Consider the following 13,756-nt stretch of genomic DNA (forward strand, 5'->3'; position numbering starts at 1 on the left):
CTATGGAGGAAACTTAGTATGTTAAGTAAAAAAATGGAACAATTGCTCAATAAACAAATCAATGCAGAACTCTGGTCAGCCTACCTGTACCTCTCCATGGCATCCTATTTTGAGGCACTCAATCTCAAAGGATTTGCGAACTGGATGTGGGTACAAGCACGAGAAGAAACAACCCATGCCATGCGGATTTATCAACACGTCGTTGACCGTGGTGGCCGAGTGCTTCTCACCTCAATTGACACGGTGCCCACCGAATGGAAATCACCGCTCCATGCATTTGAAGAGACACTCACCCATGAAGAAAAGGTTACAAGCATGATCAATAACCTGGTGAATATTGCAATTTCGGAAAAAGATCATGCCACAGGAGCTATGCTCCAATGGTTTGTCAACGAACAAGTTGAAGAAGAAGCATCAGCACATGATATCATCCAGCAACTCAAACTCATCGGAAAAGATACAAGTGGTTTATTCATGCTTGATAAACAACTTGGAGCTCGCGTGTTCACACCACCTGCAGATCTTAGCTTATACACGTCAAAAACAGCACCCTAACTCGAGATGGATGATTTTATGATTGGAACATTACCCAAACCTCTTCTTGAAACGCTCCTTGAAACACTTCCTGTTGAGTTTTCCGTGCTTGATGCTGATGATAACGTCCTTGCGTGGAACAAACACACAACCAGAATTTTCAAACGACCTGAAGCAGCACTCGGTCGAAATGTTCGCAACTGCCATCCACAGAAAAGCATCGCGAAAGTTGAACAGATTCTTGCTGAGATGAAACAAGGGAAACGAGATCGTGCACAATTCTGGATTGACCTTCCTCTTGGTCCACACAAAGAACCCCGTAAGATTCTCATTGAATATTATGCACTCCGCGATCATAACAAAAAGTATCTCGGCTGCCTTGAAGCATCCCAGGATGTCACGTTCCACCGAGAACTCCAAGGAGAAAAAAGACTTCTTGACTAATATAGAATAAAGATAAAGAGGTAAATACAGAGGTAAAAGAGTATGGATTTAGGACATTTTCAACTCAACGAACTTCTTCTCGCTGCATTAAAAAGTGAGCTTGAAAGCAAAACCATGTACACGCAACTAGCTCAAAAAATCAAAAACGGTCTGCTTTCGGACAAACTCCTTTTTCTTGCTGCTGAAGAAGAAAAACATCGGCAATACATCGAAGAACTCTACAAAACCCACTATCCAGATGAACCACTTACCATTCCAAAAACAACCCCGGTTCCGCTACCTGAACTTACCACTATCTCAGAAACTACAAAACTGAGTACCCTTCTTGCTCAAGCGATGCATGCCGAACAAGCAGCAGAAACCTTCTACCAAGAACTTGCAACACGATTTCCGAACGATACAAAAATCAAAAACACATTGTTGTATTTTTCAAAAATGGAGCTCGGTCATTATAAGATTCTGGAGCTCGAAAAACAAAGCATGGAACAATTTGAAGGAGCCGATGAATACTGGCCCATGATCCATGCAGGACCATAAAAAATTGTAGGGAGGATAGAAAAAAATGGAAACAAAAATAATACATAAAAAAACAAAAAATCTGCAAGGAACTCAAACTGAAAAAAATCTCCTAGCTGCATTTGCTGGTGAGTCCCAAGCGCGCAACCGGTATACCTATTTTGCTTCAGAGGCAAAGAAGGCAGGCTATGAACAAATCGCAGCGATTTTCCTTGAAACTGCTGACAATGAAAAAGAACATGCCAAGGTATTCTTCAAACATCTCCAAGGCGGCATGGTCGAAGTGGTTGCTTCGTATCCTGCAGGTGTTATTGGAGATACTATGCAGAATCTCAAAGAAGCAGCAGATGGCGAAAAAATGGAATGGGGTACGCTGTATCCAAATTTTGCAACGATTGCTGAAAAAGAAGGTTTCCCTGAGATAGCATTAAGTTTTCGAAACATTGCTAAGGTTGAAGCTGCCCATGAAAAACGGTACCGAAAACTCCTCGAAAACGTGGAAAATAGTCGAGTCTTTAAAAAAGACAAGGTTGTTAAATGGAAATGTCGAAATTGCGGTTTGATCTATGAGGGCACAGAAGCACCAGTGAAATGTCCAGCGTGTCAGCACCCGCAGAGCTATTATGAGGTTTTCGTTGAAAATTATTAGCTGAGTCTGGAGAACTGATGGTTATTACAGGTGACTTATGACTGCGGGTACTCCATCGTCAACCTATGACTCTGAGGTTGACTGTATCGGCTTGTTTTGTCCCATGCCGATTGCGATGGCGAAGGAAGCCATCGATGCTCTCGAAGTTGGGCAAATCTTAAAGATCTCAGCAGATGATCCAGCTGCTGAAGAGGATATTAAGCGCTGGGTGAAACGAACCGGTCATGAGATGGTATCGTTTGAAAAGAACAATGGTTTGCTGACGTTCTACATTAAAAAAATGAAATAAAAAAGATGTGATAAGGAAGAAAAAACTATGAAAAATGAAAAAATCATTTTATATGTTCAGACAAGTGATCAACCAGAACGACAATACGCGCCCCTGGTACTTGCGCAGACTGCAAAAATGATGGACCTTCAGCCGCAGATATACTATCTCGGACTGGGGTTAAAAATTCTGATGCCTGGTGTTGCAAAAAAAATTCATCTCGGAGATTTTCCCTCAGTGCATGAGATGATTATGAAGACCATGGAGATGGATATCGATATTTACGCCTGTGAAGCATCGAAACACATGCTCGGTCTTGAAAAAGTAGAACTCCTTCCAGGTGTGAAGATTGTTGGTGCAGGTACCCTCAATGATCTTGCATTAGATGCTGGAGCAACCATGTGGTTCTAACACCACTTTTGTTGAGGTTCGGAAAGCCTATGACTCGGATATATCTTGATCATGCTGCCGCGGTTCCTGTTGATCCGCGAGTCATTGAATTTGCACAGCCGTTTCTCTCGCAGATTATCGGGAATCCTTCGTCCCTGCATAGCGCTGGTCTTGCAGCACGACAGGCGCTTGAAGAAGCACGGCAGAAAATAGCTCGATTCATCAATGCAGAAGACGAACACACCATTCTTTTTACGAGCGGGGCAACCGAGGCAAACAATCTCGGCATCCGGGGTACGGCTCTGCGAAATAAAACCAAGGGTACCGCTGTTGCTGTGAGTGCAATTGAACATATATCCGTTCTCAATCCTGTAAAAGATCTGACTAAACAAGGATTCACCATGGTCTCTCTTCCTGTCGATTCAACAGGCTGTGTAAAGCAAGAGGATCTCTCAAACCTTGTCACAAAGGATACGATACTGACAAGTATTCAATATGCAAATAACGAAATCGGGACGATACAACCGATTCGAGAACTTAGCAAAATTATCCATGATCATGGTTCCTATTTGCATGTTGATGCAACTGCGGCTGCAGCATGGATCCCGATCGATGTTCGGCGTGATGGTATTGATCTTCTCACACTTTCCTCAAACGATCTTGCAGGTCCCCAAGGAGCAGGAGTTCTCTACGTTAAACCAGGGATCAAACTGCAGCCAATTATACTTGGAGGCGGACAAGAAAAAGGATTGCGGTCGGGTACTGAAAATCTGTTTGCAATTGTTGGAATGGGTGAAGCAGCCAGACTCATCCAGCAGGAGCAGCATCAAGAACGTCATCGTCTCCAGCCGATGAGAGATACACTGATTAAGGAGATTCTAACGATTGACCGCAGCTTTCTTACCGGTCATCCTCAGCATCGCCTCCCGCATCATGCAAGCTTTCGATTCAGTGGCATTGAAGGAGAAAGCATTCTTCTCAATATGGATATAGAGGGAATTCAGATCTCGACCGGATCTGCCTGCTCATCAAAAACCCTTGAGCCCTCCCATGTACTCCTCGCGATCGGTTTAAAACATGAGGAGGCTCATGGATCGATGGTACTTACGCTGGGGCGATCCACAACTCCCGATCAGATACCGCAAGTTATCCAGGCAACCAAAAAAACGGTTGATCGACTTCGTGCACTTTCCCCGCTTACTATGTAACCTGGAAGAAGATAGAAAAAAAAGAAATAAACCTTTGATATATGAGGTGAACGAAAACTATGACGCAGGTTGGATACAGTAAAAAAGTAATGGATCATTTCATGAACCCACGAAACGTCGGGGTGATCGAAAACCCAGATGGATATGGGAAAGTTGGTAACCCAGTTTGTGGTGATGTCATGGAGATATTTATCAAAGTACACAACAACATTATTACTGATATCAAATTCAGAACGTTTGGTTGCGGCTCAGCAATTGCGACGAGCAGCATGGTGACTGAGCTTGCAAAAGGAAAAACCCTTGATGAAGCGTTACGGCTCACAAGGAAAGATGTTGCTGATGAGCTTGACGGGCTCCCTCCACAGAAAATGCACTGCTCGAATCTTGCTGCAGATGCACTTCATGCTGCAATCAAAAATTATCAACAAAAACAAAAATTAAAATAAAGTGTAAGAAAAGGAGAAAAAACGTATGACACAGAAAAAAGAAATCTATAAATGCACAATATGTGGAAATATTGTTGAGGTGCTCCACGAAGGCGTTGGAGAACTTGTTTGCTGTGGTGAACCCATGCAGCTTCAAAAAGAAAACACCGTTGATGCATCGAAAGAAAAACATGTTCCCGTGATTGAAAAAACCAAAACCGGAGTTAAAGTAACGGTAGGTAGCATCCCTCATCCAATGGAAGAAAAACATTACATCGAATGGATTCAGCTTATAGCTGATGAGGTTTCCTATCGGAAGTTTCTCAAACCTGGTGACAAGCCAGAAGCAGAATTCCCAGTAACTGGGCAGAAACTGTCAGCTCGTGAATACTGTAACATCCATGGACTCTGGAAAGCCTAAATCAAACCATTCTCCATCTCTTTTTTTTATGCGGCAAACCATCCTCGAACCCCTGTTTTTTAGCAGAAATCTCACCGATGCAGATATTGCACGGTTTCACCAAACAATCCTTGATTTTTATCATAATCATGGCCGATCATTTCCCTGGAGAAACACTGATAATCCCTACCATATCCTTGTCTCAGAGGTGATGCTTCAGCAGACACAAACTGATCGAGTTGTCCCGAAATACGAGCAGTTCCTCCGTACGTATCCTGATGTAGAACGTCTTGCAGCTGCTTCATTTCGAGAGATTCTTTCAGTGTGGCAGGGTCTTGGATATAATCGCCGAGCGTTAGCATTGAAAAAAACAGCTGAGATTCTTCTAACTCAACATCATGGAAAAGTACCAGATACCCTTGATGAACTTCTTGCACTCCCCGGTCTCGGTCCGTATTCAGCACGTGCAATTCTTACTTTTGCGTATCACCAACCAATGGTGTTTCTTGAAACGAACATTCGAAACGTGTACATCTACTTTTTTTTCCAGAATCAAACAACGATTCATGACAAAGAACTTGAACCACTCATTGAAAAAACGTTGTACACTCCCGATCCTCGAACCTGGTACTATGCACTCATGGACTATGGTGCTATGTTGAAAAAAAAGAATCCGTATCTAAATAAAAAAAGTAGACATTACACCAGACAGTCACGATTTCACGGATCAAACCGGCAGATCCGCGGTCAGATCCTCTCATTGCTCCTCAGAACTCATGCCGTATCCCTGCTTGATTTTCGTGAAAAACTTCACCTCCCAGAACAAACGCTTCAGCCAATTCTGACCCAACTCATTCATGAAGGTTTAATTACCGAGAAAGACAAGTATTATCAGCTCGTTGAATCGTCGGGGATGGTTGATGGTACGTCGCAGCAAAATTCTCAGGAGACTAAGAACCAATGAACACAAAAAAATCATGCGTACCTGTTGGAGTACACGCTGCTGATTTTACGCTTGACGATCTGAATGGACAACCTTTTCATTTCGCAGAACATCACGGAAAAAAGATTCTCTTGTCGTTTCATCCATTTGTATGGACGCTGCCAGTGTGTGCACAGCAGATGCAATCGCTTGAGCAGAACACAAGAATCTTTCATGAATTGAACACGTTGGCAGTTGGCATTAGCGTTGATCCTGTTCCCTCAAAAAAGGCATGGGCGCAGCATCTCAACATTATTCATACTCGGTTGCTTTCTGATTTCTGGCCGCATCGATCCGTCGCCAAAAAATGCGGTATTTTTCGGAGTGATGAAAGCATCTCAGAACGGGCAAACATCATCATCGATGAAAACCAGCTCGTCGAATACGTCCAATTCTATGATCTAGGAACACTTCCTGATATTCAGGAGATTATTACTGTTTTGAAAACTGGAGAGGTACCAGGGCATGACTGATGAGAAATTCAGAGCATCATATGAGCTTACCGATACCACATTTGAACAATTTGTTGAACAAAACACGTATCCTGTTCTTGTGATGTTTTACAGTCCAACCTGTCCGTATTGCGCACAGCTTGACCCCTATTTTGAACAGTATGCCAAGGAATTCCAGGGTAAAGTTTTTTTTGCAAAAATCAACGTTGCTGATCATCCCCGTATTGCAGCAAAGTATCATATTATGGGTACGCCAACGTTTTCGTTTTTCTGCAGTGGTTACATTAGTCAGCAGAATGTTGGAGCGGTGTACCCAACGTTGATTAAAAAAATGGTCGAAGACGGGTTATCTTTTGGGATTGAATGTAGCAAACATGTCACCTGGTTTAATCCAGGGATAACCGGATATGTCTAAAAAGGAGGAAAGAAAAGGTATGAATGTCACAACAGCAATTGAACAACGACGGGCGTACCGATCGCTTGAGCAGGTGAATGTAACCAAAGAACTTGTTGAGGATCTTGCGCATCACGCACAACTTGCTCCGTCTTGTTTTAATAATCAACCCTGGCGATTTATTTTTGTGTACGACAAGGAGAAACTTCAGAACATGCGTGAAGTACTCTCAAAAGGTAATGAATGGGCGTATGACGCCTCAATGATCGTTGTTGTGCTCAGTAAAAAAGAGTATGACTGTATCATTCGAGAGCGTGTGTACCATCAGTTTGATACTGGACTTGCAACTGCGTTTCTCATGTTGCGGGCAACTGAACTTGGTTTGGTTGCGCATCCGATTGCTGGATATAGCCCGAAGAAAACCCGTGAGATTCTTGGTATTCCTGAGGATGTTGAGGTGATAACACTCGTGATTATCGGTAAACACAGCACTGTGATTCGTCCTATCCTGTCAGAACACCAGATCGCCAACGAGAAGGCACGTCCTGAACGTTTTCCGCTGAGTCGATTTGTTGCTGAGAATAGGTATTCGTTTGAACACTAGTTTTCCTCAAGGATGTGTAGAGCTGTTATCCATACATTGAATGCGGTATCGGTGGGACTGAGGGAGCAGTTGGTTTTGATTGTTGCATAAATGCTCTGATTTGTTTTTCAATTTCATCTGCTTGTTTGTACAGAGGTTCAGGGTCTATTTTGATGTCAGGAAGCATCACATCAAGTTTTTCAAGAAGCATTCCTGCGGCCCGTGAATCAGGGTATGATGCTTGTGCTTCTGCAAGCAGACAGATTACATGCTGCTTCTGAAGTGCGCCTTGGTAGAGAAACACACCTGAATCGCCGGTGATCATTCCTTCTTTGATTTCTTCGATATTGTATTTTTTGAGGATTTCTTTCATCTCTGGCGTACTTGCAACACCGTAGAGATGTGGTTTTTTTCCTTGAGCAAGATGCATCCCTTCGATTGACACGATGAATTTGCAGTTTTTCTCATGTGCCCATTGGAGGATTTTATCAACTAGTGGTTTGGTGATATCATAGGGTGGCATAAACTCAGAGATGATAATTGCGAGTTTGGTACATACATGGTTTGGACCACATTTCTTCTTGCCGACGTAGATGCGAACCGGTGGATGCGGTATTGATTTATGGATCACTGCAGCTGGCATGAAACGGTCAGACATGATTGCCCCTGCTGATTCAAGTTTTAACGTGTCAATGATGAAATGCCCTGCGATTGAACTGATGAGACCAACTGTTGGAAATGCGACAATGAGCATCGTGTCTGACAGATCGATTTGTTGGTATTCAATAAAGGTTATGTCATTCATAGAGGTCATCATCTGGTGTGTTGTATAAAAGAATTGTGTTTATGCAAGCAGTGCAGGAAGTTCTGATAATCGTTGTATGGTATAATCAGCAGGGATGTTTATCCCAATGACGGTGCACCCAGCATGTCTACCTGCGAGGACATCGCTGTTCGTATCACCTACGAGGACAACATTGTTTGGTTGTACGTTGAGGTGTTCACAGGCTTTAAAAACAATATCTGGACTTGGTTTGCCCCTGGGTACATCATCACTCGTGACAATGGTATGAAAATATTTCTTCAGATCAAATTGTTTCATGATATGGCTGGTGCAATCTTTTGGAGTGTTCGTGATGATGGCTTTTTTATAGTGGCGGAGCTGGTTAAGTGTTGGGTAGGTATCTTCATAGATTTTTACCACGTCGACATAATTCTGATAGATTGCATTGCAAAAATACAAGATCTCCGGATTCAGTCCACTTGTTTCCAGGTTTTCTCTGAGATCGTGACCCCAGAACCGTTCAATAAACTCTTTTCGTGAAATGCCGGGATGATTGTTCATTTTCATAGCATTGTTTAATGCTTGCCACCATGAGTCAAGAGAGTCGATGAGGACGCCGTCCATGTCGAAAAGAATTGCCTGAGGATGGAGTTTTTCGGTCATTGGTGGTGCTGAATATTGGTCTCCTTCAAAAATATTTGGTCAGTATACCTTTTATAGTATGCAGTAAATATCGTTTGTTCGTATGGATAAAATCATTGTTTCATCGCATGCTCGTGAGGAGCTGATTGATATCACTGATCGAATCCAAGAAAAAGTTGAACACCACCGACTTGGTGAAGGGATTGTTGTTGTTTTTGTTCCGCATACCACCGCAGGGATTACTATCAATGAAGGTGCTGATCCTGCCGTTGCTGCTGATCTTCTTTCTCATCTTCAGAAACTTGTTCCTCGAGAGTCACCGTTTCGCCATCGTGAAGGAAACAGTGATGCACATGTGAAAGCAAGTGTTCTTGGTTCTTCAGTTAGCGTGCCGGTTCATCACGGCCGGTTACAGCTTGGAACATGGCAGCATATTTTTTTCTTTGAAGGTGATGGTCCAAGAACCAGATCTGTGTATCTTTCGTTGATTTCACAAAGGTAAAAACAACTTTTTTCCCTGATTATCCACTGCGGAAATCGTCACACGCATCATCCGTTTCCATGGGTCGTGCGTGTTCTGGATGATCAGGTTGAAGACAGATGTCGAGAGGTAGTTTCACCATCGGTTTTCCACAGCATTTTGGTGCCTGTTTTCCCGCAGATCTTTTCTTGGTTTTCTTACAGATTGCACACGTATACCTTTCTTGGGTCATAGGAATCGTGGTAGAGGATAAAGCTTTTGTTTATTTGAATATTTTCTCTCTCTGCTCTTTGTTCAGCAAGTGAGATGATAAAGTATTTAGCATAGCAATAAAATTCAACACCCATGAACCTTGAACATATTTCTGGACAGAACAAACAGCATCATACCCTTGTGTATACGCTCAGTACCTGTGGGTGGTGTCGGAAAACGAAGGATCTGCTGCAGAGTTTGGATGTAGATTTTTACTATGTTGACGTTGATAAGCTCCAGGGGGCAGACAGCGAGCAGATTCGAAATGAAGTTAAAAGGTATAACTCGTTGGGTACGTATCCGACGATTGTGATTGATCATGGGAAAAAAGTGATTGTTGGTTTTAAAGAAGAAGAAATTAAAAAGGTGTTTACCTAACATGGACAAACAACGCATCTTGACGCTCATGAAACAGAATGCTGCGCAGAACCACTATTATCTTTGTTCTGATCCGAAACTGCTCGACACCCTGCTCGAAGGATTAGTGAGTAATTATCAGCGGTATGGATATGCTTCATGTCCGTGTCGTATTGCTTCAGGGGATAAAACCTATGATAGTGATATTATCTGTCCGTGTGAATACCGTGATGCTGATGTGGATGAGTATGGAATGTGTTACTGTGGTTTATTTGTCAACCAAGAGAAATATGAAAACCCTCAGTTGCTTGCCCCGATTCCGGAACGACGACCTGTTGAAATCCAAGATGCAGCGTTGAAAATGAAACCTCACGCACCACGTACTCCAATGCATGGGGCTTCATCATCTAAAACTCAGAAAAATATATCTGTATATCGATGTACGGTGTGTGGGTATCTCTGTGCTCGTGAAACACCACCGCCGGTTTGCCCGATCTGCAAAGCAAAAGCTGAACGTTTTGAACTCTTTTATTTGACCAAGTAACCTATTTTAACTGATGATTTCCTCTAAACGATCTAGAATTAGTTTTTTCTGCGTGTCGTCTAGCTCCTGATCAAGACGCGGATAGAGGTGTTCTTCCTCAAAATTTTTATGCTTTGTCAGGAGTTCTTTGAAGCCTTCGAAATCCGTTCTCTTTTTTGCAATCAAATTTTTACGCAGAAGTCGTGTTTGATTCAGAATCTGATTATGTTCTTTGATTAACTCAGGGACCATTGCGTATCCCTTTGTGATGTTTACCGGGCTATACGAAGTAAAAATTGCTTTTTCCTCAGTAAATAAATGTTTTTCCAAATTCCATTCAAACGTATCAAAAATCCGCATGAGATGTACAATATCGTTGTTCAGATTTTTTTCGATATCGGTTAACAGTTTGATAAGTTTTCCATGATCTCGAACCATATACTCAAGAATCGTTGTCGATCGCATTGTGCTTCGTACCTCCAACATCTCTTCAAAATCATTTGAATACATACCACTACTTGTATAAAAAATCTCCTTTACTTTTTCGCTGTATTCGTGGTTCGAATGTCTTAAAAACACTTGATCTATTCTTTGTATGCCGCTTATGGAGCTCTTTCAAGTAACTTTTCAGTCTGTTGCTGTTTTGCTTGGTGTTGGTCTGATTGGTTTTTGGATTATCCGTCGGCATCTCATCCCAGATTATGCACTCGGTTTATTATCACCGCTTGCTCTTGAAATTGCGTTACCCTGTCTGATTTTTGTTAACATCCTGACAACGTTTAACCCAGAAATGCACCCTGATTGGTGGATATATCCTATCTGGTGGGGTGTTTTTACCGTTTTTGCTGCCGGGCTTACATTTCTTTGTATGTTTGCATCTCAGAAAAAAAGCCGGCGGGAATTTGCGATCAGTCTGTTTTTCCAAAACGGGTTATTTTTTCCCTTAGCGATTCTTCCCGGCATGTTCCCGGATGAGCCGGTGTATCTTGTCTATCTTTTTTTATTCATGCTTTTTTTCCCTACTCTCCTCTTTAACACTTATGCGTTGTTTTTTAAAAATCAAAAACAAGAACTGAACTATAAAAAAATCTTCCATCCTGTTTTTGTGGTAACTCTTTTTGCTCTTGCGTTACGCATACTTGCTGTTCACATCTATATCCCCGATATTGTATATTCGGTTGCTGCTATGGTTGGTGCAATGTCGCTTCCGTTAATCATGATTATTCTTGGTGGCAATATCTACATTGATGTTCGGAAAAAAGAAAAATTTCACACCTGTGAAACCGTCAAATTCGTCCTCATCAAAAATATTTTCTTTCCCTTGGTTTTTATTGGTTTTTTACTTGTAGTCCGACCTGCATATCCCATTGCACTCATCATCCTTTTGCAGAGTGCTGTTCCACCGGTAACCGCCGTCCCAATACTGGTGGGTAGATCAGGTGGTGATCAAACGATAACAAATCAGTTCATTTTCGCTAGCTTTCTAGCATCTCTTTTCAGTATTCCGCTTATGATTAGTATTTTTGGGCAGGTATACTCCTAATAGACTACGTGGAATAGAAACATCCTCTACCTATTGCGTCTCCTAGCAGTAGTTTTACAAAGCTACTTCATAACACATGAAACAGCCGGTAACCATGACGTTCTGATGTTCGCCACCTGTGCCATATCGTATTGTCATAGGATAGTTTTTCTCAGATATACATTTCTGCGTCGTTATGCATCAGTTATATGATCCGCGTCAGGTACAAGTAGTTGTCACACTGTTCAACAGACGGAGTATACCGCTCGGTAATCCTATTATCTCGGTGTCGAAAAATACATACATGCAAGACTATGAATACTCTGCTCTCTGTAGAGGGTGTTTTACCACCTACTTAGTGTGCGTTGATCCATGCTCCAATATCTGCAACAACGTCACCTGCGACATGACCTTCGATAAGATACTCTGTATTCGTCGGAACCCCGGTTCCAGGTATAAATAAATGATTCAATGCGTCGTAGGTTTTCAACGTCACCAATGGGTCACCAGCGAATGTGGCCGCCCAGGTATTGAAATCGGTCATGGTCACTTGGTAATCTCGTTTTCCCTGGAGGAACAACTTAGGGATGCTAAGGTTTTTTGCAGTTGAGACAGGATCATAGGTTGCAAGATCCGCCCAATATGACCGGGGAGCTCCAATAACGTTTTCACCGTCGCGGATATTCAACGTTTTGATCTTTTGAACAACCTCTTTCACTGCCGTTAGTTGCGAACTGTTTTCATCAACTGAGGTGTAAAGACTAGAAAGATAGAGCATCTGCTCTAAATACAAATCCTCAAGATGCCGTGTCGGCGCTGCGAGAAAAACCAGCCCTGCGATCCGGTTATCTTGCATCACGATACGAGGTGCAAGCATCCCGCCGAGACTATGACCAAGGACAAACATCCTTGAATGATTCACCATGGGTGATACGTTAAGCACGTCTAGTGCTGCTAGCACATCATCAATAACCTCATCCTGGACAGTAAAATTTGCAACTGCAACTGATTGCTTCGGATACTGTTTCGTTCTTTTTTCATACCGCAATACCACGATACCCTGAGAGGCAAGCCCCCATGCGATATCCTTGAATGGTTTATTTGGGCCAACCGTCTCATCACGATCATGCGATCCAGATCCCTGAACCAATACGACTGCAGGAAACGGCCCTGATCCTTTCGGGATCGACATTGTTCCCGGGAGCGCCCACTCACCAGAGCCCACGGTCACATTGACTTCGTCAAACATGCTGAGATCAACATACTCGGGAGCAGTGTACGTATGCGTTGTTGGAGCAGGCACAAACTGCATCCCTACGATAAGGTTGTGGTCATCAAACACCAGTCGAAGATCAAGAGCACCTGTATTTGAAAAATTCAATGTCACATACACAACGACGTACCCTGCATCATTTGCAAGACGTGTACCAACCACACCCAAATACGTCCCATATTGCTGAAGAATACTAGCCCATATCTGCTGAAGCTGCTGGACCGACATCACTGCGGTCACACTTGCGTTAAAAAGACTATGGGCTTCTGTGTACCGTCCACTGTTCAATGAATCAACTAACTCCAACGCAATTTCCTCAGAGGTTTTCGATTCAGGATGCGGCTTTTGAATACAACCAGAAAACAAAGCACCGCCAACCAGTATCAGTCCGAGGACTACAGTAAAGCATATATTTCTCTGCATAACAGTCACCTTACAATAGAACACACTATTTAAAATTGAGGATTTTACATAACGAGAGTGTCAACTTAAGGAATCAGGTTTTTAATTGAACATTCTATCTGGGCTATTAAACGAAATAGGGAGGGGAATGCTCAATCGAATAGTAGAATTGTTAGAAGATAGAAAAATCTTTGTGAGGCAAAGGACAAGCCACGAAACAAAAGTGATAGCAATACTTATCTATCACGCTGGTCTTTCCTATAGGAAAACCAGTA

At 42.6% G+C, this 13,756-nt stretch carries 22 protein-coding genes; 17 read left to right on the forward strand and 5 right to left on the reverse strand.

The genetic code is table 11. The features are described 5' to 3' along the window. Nucleotides 1-18 precede the first annotated feature (18 nt). From QXL17_05395 to QXL17_05455, 13 genes are read left to right on the forward strand one after another with little or no spacing between them, the layout of a single operon-like run. Nucleotides 19-555: a ferritin gene (locus QXL17_05395; GenBank protein ID MEM4258569.1), complete on the forward strand. Its 537-nt coding sequence runs from the start codon at nt 19-21 to the stop codon at nt 553-555. Nucleotides 556-573: 18 nt separating this feature from the next. Beyond that, nucleotides 574-978 carry a PAS domain-containing protein gene (locus QXL17_05400; protein MEM4258570.1) on the forward strand — a complete coding sequence of 135 codons (405 nt, stop codon included), beginning with the start codon at nt 574-576 and terminating at the stop codon, nt 976-978. Nucleotides 979-1,020: 42 nt separating this feature from the next. Then, on the forward strand, nt 1,021-1,515 hold the full coding sequence (locus tag QXL17_05405) for a ferritin family protein (protein ID MEM4258571.1): 495 nt from the start codon (nt 1,021-1,023) through the stop codon (nt 1,513-1,515). 25 nt (nt 1,516-1,540) lie between these two features. Continuing rightward, entirely contained in the window at nt 1,541-2,143 is a 603-nt protein-coding gene (locus tag QXL17_05410) for a rubrerythrin family protein (GenBank protein ID MEM4258572.1), read from the forward strand. A 37-nt stretch (nt 2,144-2,180) separates the two neighbouring features. Beyond that, nucleotides 2,181-2,432, forward strand: a complete 252-nt coding sequence (locus tag QXL17_05415) for a sulfurtransferase TusA family protein (GenBank protein MEM4258573.1) — start codon at nt 2,181-2,183, stop codon at nt 2,430-2,432. 27 nt (nt 2,433-2,459) lie between these two features. Further along, nucleotides 2,460-2,822: a DsrE/DsrF/DrsH-like family protein gene (locus QXL17_05420; GenBank protein MEM4258574.1), complete on the forward strand. Its 363-nt coding sequence runs from the start codon at nt 2,460-2,462 to the stop codon at nt 2,820-2,822. A gap of 29 nt (nt 2,823-2,851) precedes the next feature. Then, the gene (locus QXL17_05425) at nt 2,852-4,009 is read left to right on the forward strand and encodes a cysteine desulfurase family protein (protein ID MEM4258575.1); all 1,158 of its coding nucleotides are present in this window, start codon (nt 2,852-2,854) and stop codon (nt 4,007-4,009) included. Nucleotides 4,010-4,068: 59 nt separating this feature from the next. Further along, complete coding sequence (nifU, locus tag QXL17_05430; GenBank protein MEM4258576.1) at nt 4,069-4,455, forward strand: Fe-S cluster assembly scaffold protein NifU; 387 nt, start codon at nt 4,069-4,071, stop codon at nt 4,453-4,455. Between the two features lie 25 nt (nt 4,456-4,480). After that, nucleotides 4,481-4,855 (forward strand): desulfoferrodoxin, encoded by a 375-nt coding sequence (locus tag QXL17_05435; protein ID MEM4258577.1) that lies wholly within the window; start codon nt 4,481-4,483, stop codon nt 4,853-4,855. 28 nt (nt 4,856-4,883) lie between these two features. Further along, nucleotides 4,884-5,798 carry an A/G-specific adenine glycosylase gene (locus QXL17_05440; GenBank protein MEM4258578.1) on the forward strand — a complete coding sequence of 305 codons (915 nt, stop codon included), beginning with the start codon at nt 4,884-4,886 and terminating at the stop codon, nt 5,796-5,798. Further along, nucleotides 5,795-6,289, forward strand: coding sequence for a redoxin domain-containing protein (locus tag QXL17_05445; protein MEM4258579.1), 495 nt, complete (start codon nt 5,795-5,797; stop codon nt 6,287-6,289). The genes QXL17_05440 and QXL17_05445 overlap by 4 nt, the downstream gene beginning before the upstream one ends. Then, complete coding sequence (locus tag QXL17_05450; protein ID MEM4258580.1) at nt 6,282-6,683, forward strand: thioredoxin family protein; 402 nt, start codon at nt 6,282-6,284, stop codon at nt 6,681-6,683. Before QXL17_05445 ends, QXL17_05450 begins: the two co-directional genes overlap by 8 nt. A 19-nt stretch (nt 6,684-6,702) precedes the next feature. Continuing rightward, nucleotides 6,703-7,266, forward strand: coding sequence for a nitroreductase family protein (locus QXL17_05455; GenBank protein ID MEM4258581.1), 564 nt, complete (start codon nt 6,703-6,705; stop codon nt 7,264-7,266). Between the two features lie 25 nt (nt 7,267-7,291). On the opposite strand, the gene QXL17_05460 is transcribed toward QXL17_05455, so the two are convergent. Both QXL17_05460 and QXL17_05465 read right to left on the reverse strand, forming a co-directional pair. Continuing rightward, a complete protein-coding gene (locus tag QXL17_05460; protein ID MEM4258582.1) occupies nt 7,292-8,050 on the reverse strand; it encodes a PAC2 family protein in 759 nt (252 codons plus the stop codon). A gap of 39 nt (nt 8,051-8,089) precedes the next feature. Further along, nucleotides 8,090-8,692 carry an HAD family hydrolase gene (locus QXL17_05465; GenBank protein ID MEM4258583.1) on the reverse strand — a complete coding sequence of 201 codons (603 nt, stop codon included), beginning with the start codon at nt 8,690-8,692 and terminating at the stop codon, nt 8,090-8,092. A gap of 82 nt (nt 8,693-8,774) precedes the next feature. Here QXL17_05465 and QXL17_05470 point away from each other — a divergent pair, with 82 nt between their 5' ends. After that, the gene (locus tag QXL17_05470) at nt 8,775-9,173 is read left to right on the forward strand and encodes a secondary thiamine-phosphate synthase enzyme YjbQ (GenBank protein MEM4258584.1); all 399 of its coding nucleotides are present in this window, start codon (nt 8,775-8,777) and stop codon (nt 9,171-9,173) included. Nucleotides 9,174-9,192: 19 nt separating this feature from the next. On the opposite strand, the gene QXL17_05475 is transcribed toward QXL17_05470, so the two are convergent. Continuing rightward, nucleotides 9,193-9,384 (reverse strand): hypothetical protein, encoded by a 192-nt coding sequence (locus QXL17_05475; GenBank protein MEM4258585.1) that lies wholly within the window; start codon nt 9,382-9,384, stop codon nt 9,193-9,195. Between the two features lie 113 nt (nt 9,385-9,497). Between QXL17_05475 and QXL17_05480 the strand changes: the two genes are divergently transcribed. Further along, on the forward strand, nt 9,498-9,782 hold the full coding sequence (locus QXL17_05480) for a glutaredoxin domain-containing protein (GenBank protein MEM4258586.1): 285 nt from the start codon (nt 9,498-9,500) through the stop codon (nt 9,780-9,782). Nucleotide 9,783: 1 nt separating this feature from the next. Further along, nucleotides 9,784-10,305, forward strand: a complete 522-nt coding sequence (locus tag QXL17_05485; protein MEM4258587.1) for a ferredoxin-thioredoxin reductase catalytic domain-containing protein — start codon at nt 9,784-9,786, stop codon at nt 10,303-10,305. 6 nt (nt 10,306-10,311) lie between these two features. Here QXL17_05485 and QXL17_05490 read toward each other — a convergent pair whose 3' ends face one another. After that, complete coding sequence (locus QXL17_05490) at nt 10,312-10,749, reverse strand: hemerythrin domain-containing protein (GenBank protein MEM4258588.1); 438 nt, start codon at nt 10,747-10,749, stop codon at nt 10,312-10,314. A gap of 130 nt (nt 10,750-10,879) precedes the next feature. Between QXL17_05490 and QXL17_05495 the strand changes: the two genes are divergently transcribed. After that, nucleotides 10,880-11,827: an AEC family transporter gene (locus QXL17_05495; GenBank protein MEM4258589.1), complete on the forward strand. Its 948-nt coding sequence runs from the start codon at nt 10,880-10,882 to the stop codon at nt 11,825-11,827. A 334-nt stretch (nt 11,828-12,161) separates the two neighbouring features. Here the strand turns inward: QXL17_05495 and QXL17_05500 are convergent, their stop codons facing one another. Continuing rightward, entirely contained in the window at nt 12,162-13,502 is a 1,341-nt protein-coding gene (locus QXL17_05500; GenBank protein MEM4258590.1) for a DUF3887 domain-containing protein, read from the reverse strand. Nucleotides 13,503-13,756 lie beyond the last annotated feature (254 nt).

The sequence above is a fragment of the Candidatus Thermoplasmatota archaeon genome, assembly GCA_038884455.1.
Classification (GTDB): Archaea; Thermoplasmatota; E2; order DHVEG-1; family DHVEG-1; genus JAWABU01.

Bases quoted from the DNA above. Each gene is read 5' to 3' on its own strand.
- QXL17_05495 (MEM4258589.1), top strand. From the start codon at position 10,880: ATGCCGCTTATGGAGCTCTTTCAAGTAACTTTTCAGTCTGTTGCTGTT.
- QXL17_05420 (MEM4258574.1), top strand. From the start codon at position 2,460: ATGAAAAATGAAAAAATCATTTTATATGTTCAGACAAGTGATCAACCA.
- QXL17_05400 (MEM4258570.1), top strand. From the start codon at position 574: ATGATTGGAACATTACCCAAACCTCTTCTTGAAACGCTCCTTGAAACA.
- QXL17_05405 (MEM4258571.1), top strand. From the start codon at position 1,021: ATGGATTTAGGACATTTTCAACTCAACGAACTTCTTCTCGCTGCATTA.
- QXL17_05485 (MEM4258587.1), top strand. From the start codon at position 9,784: ATGGACAAACAACGCATCTTGACGCTCATGAAACAGAATGCTGCGCAG.
- QXL17_05470 (MEM4258584.1), top strand. From the start codon at position 8,775: ATGGATAAAATCATTGTTTCATCGCATGCTCGTGAGGAGCTGATTGAT.
- QXL17_05445 (MEM4258579.1), top strand. From the start codon at position 5,795: ATGAACACAAAAAAATCATGCGTACCTGTTGGAGTACACGCTGCTGAT.
- QXL17_05475 (MEM4258585.1), bottom strand. From the start codon at position 9,384: ATGACCCAAGAAAGGTATACGTGTGCAATCTGTAAGAAAACCAAGAAA.
- QXL17_05460 (MEM4258582.1), bottom strand. From the start codon at position 8,050: ATGAATGACATAACCTTTATTGAATACCAACAAATCGATCTGTCAGAC.
- QXL17_05500 (MEM4258590.1), bottom strand. From the start codon at position 13,502: ATGCAGAGAAATATATGCTTTACTGTAGTCCTCGGACTGATACTGGTT.
- QXL17_05455 (MEM4258581.1), top strand. From the start codon at position 6,703: ATGAATGTCACAACAGCAATTGAACAACGACGGGCGTACCGATCGCTT.
- QXL17_05440 (MEM4258578.1), top strand. From the start codon at position 4,884: ATGCGGCAAACCATCCTCGAACCCCTGTTTTTTAGCAGAAATCTCACC.
- QXL17_05435 (MEM4258577.1), top strand. From the start codon at position 4,481: ATGACACAGAAAAAAGAAATCTATAAATGCACAATATGTGGAAATATT.
- QXL17_05410 (MEM4258572.1), top strand. From the start codon at position 1,541: ATGGAAACAAAAATAATACATAAAAAAACAAAAAATCTGCAAGGAACT.
- QXL17_05450 (MEM4258580.1), top strand. From the start codon at position 6,282: ATGACTGATGAGAAATTCAGAGCATCATATGAGCTTACCGATACCACA.
- QXL17_05480 (MEM4258586.1), top strand. From the start codon at position 9,498: ATGAACCTTGAACATATTTCTGGACAGAACAAACAGCATCATACCCTT.
- QXL17_05425 (MEM4258575.1), top strand. From the start codon at position 2,852: ATGACTCGGATATATCTTGATCATGCTGCCGCGGTTCCTGTTGATCCG.
- nifU (MEM4258576.1), top strand. From the start codon at position 4,069: ATGACGCAGGTTGGATACAGTAAAAAAGTAATGGATCATTTCATGAAC.
- QXL17_05490 (MEM4258588.1), bottom strand. From the start codon at position 10,749: ATGCGATCGACAACGATTCTTGAGTATATGGTTCGAGATCATGGAAAA.
- QXL17_05395 (MEM4258569.1), top strand. From the start codon at position 19: ATGTTAAGTAAAAAAATGGAACAATTGCTCAATAAACAAATCAATGCA.
- QXL17_05465 (MEM4258583.1), bottom strand. From the start codon at position 8,692: ATGACCGAAAAACTCCATCCTCAGGCAATTCTTTTCGACATGGACGGC.
- QXL17_05415 (MEM4258573.1), top strand. From the start codon at position 2,181: ATGACTGCGGGTACTCCATCGTCAACCTATGACTCTGAGGTTGACTGT.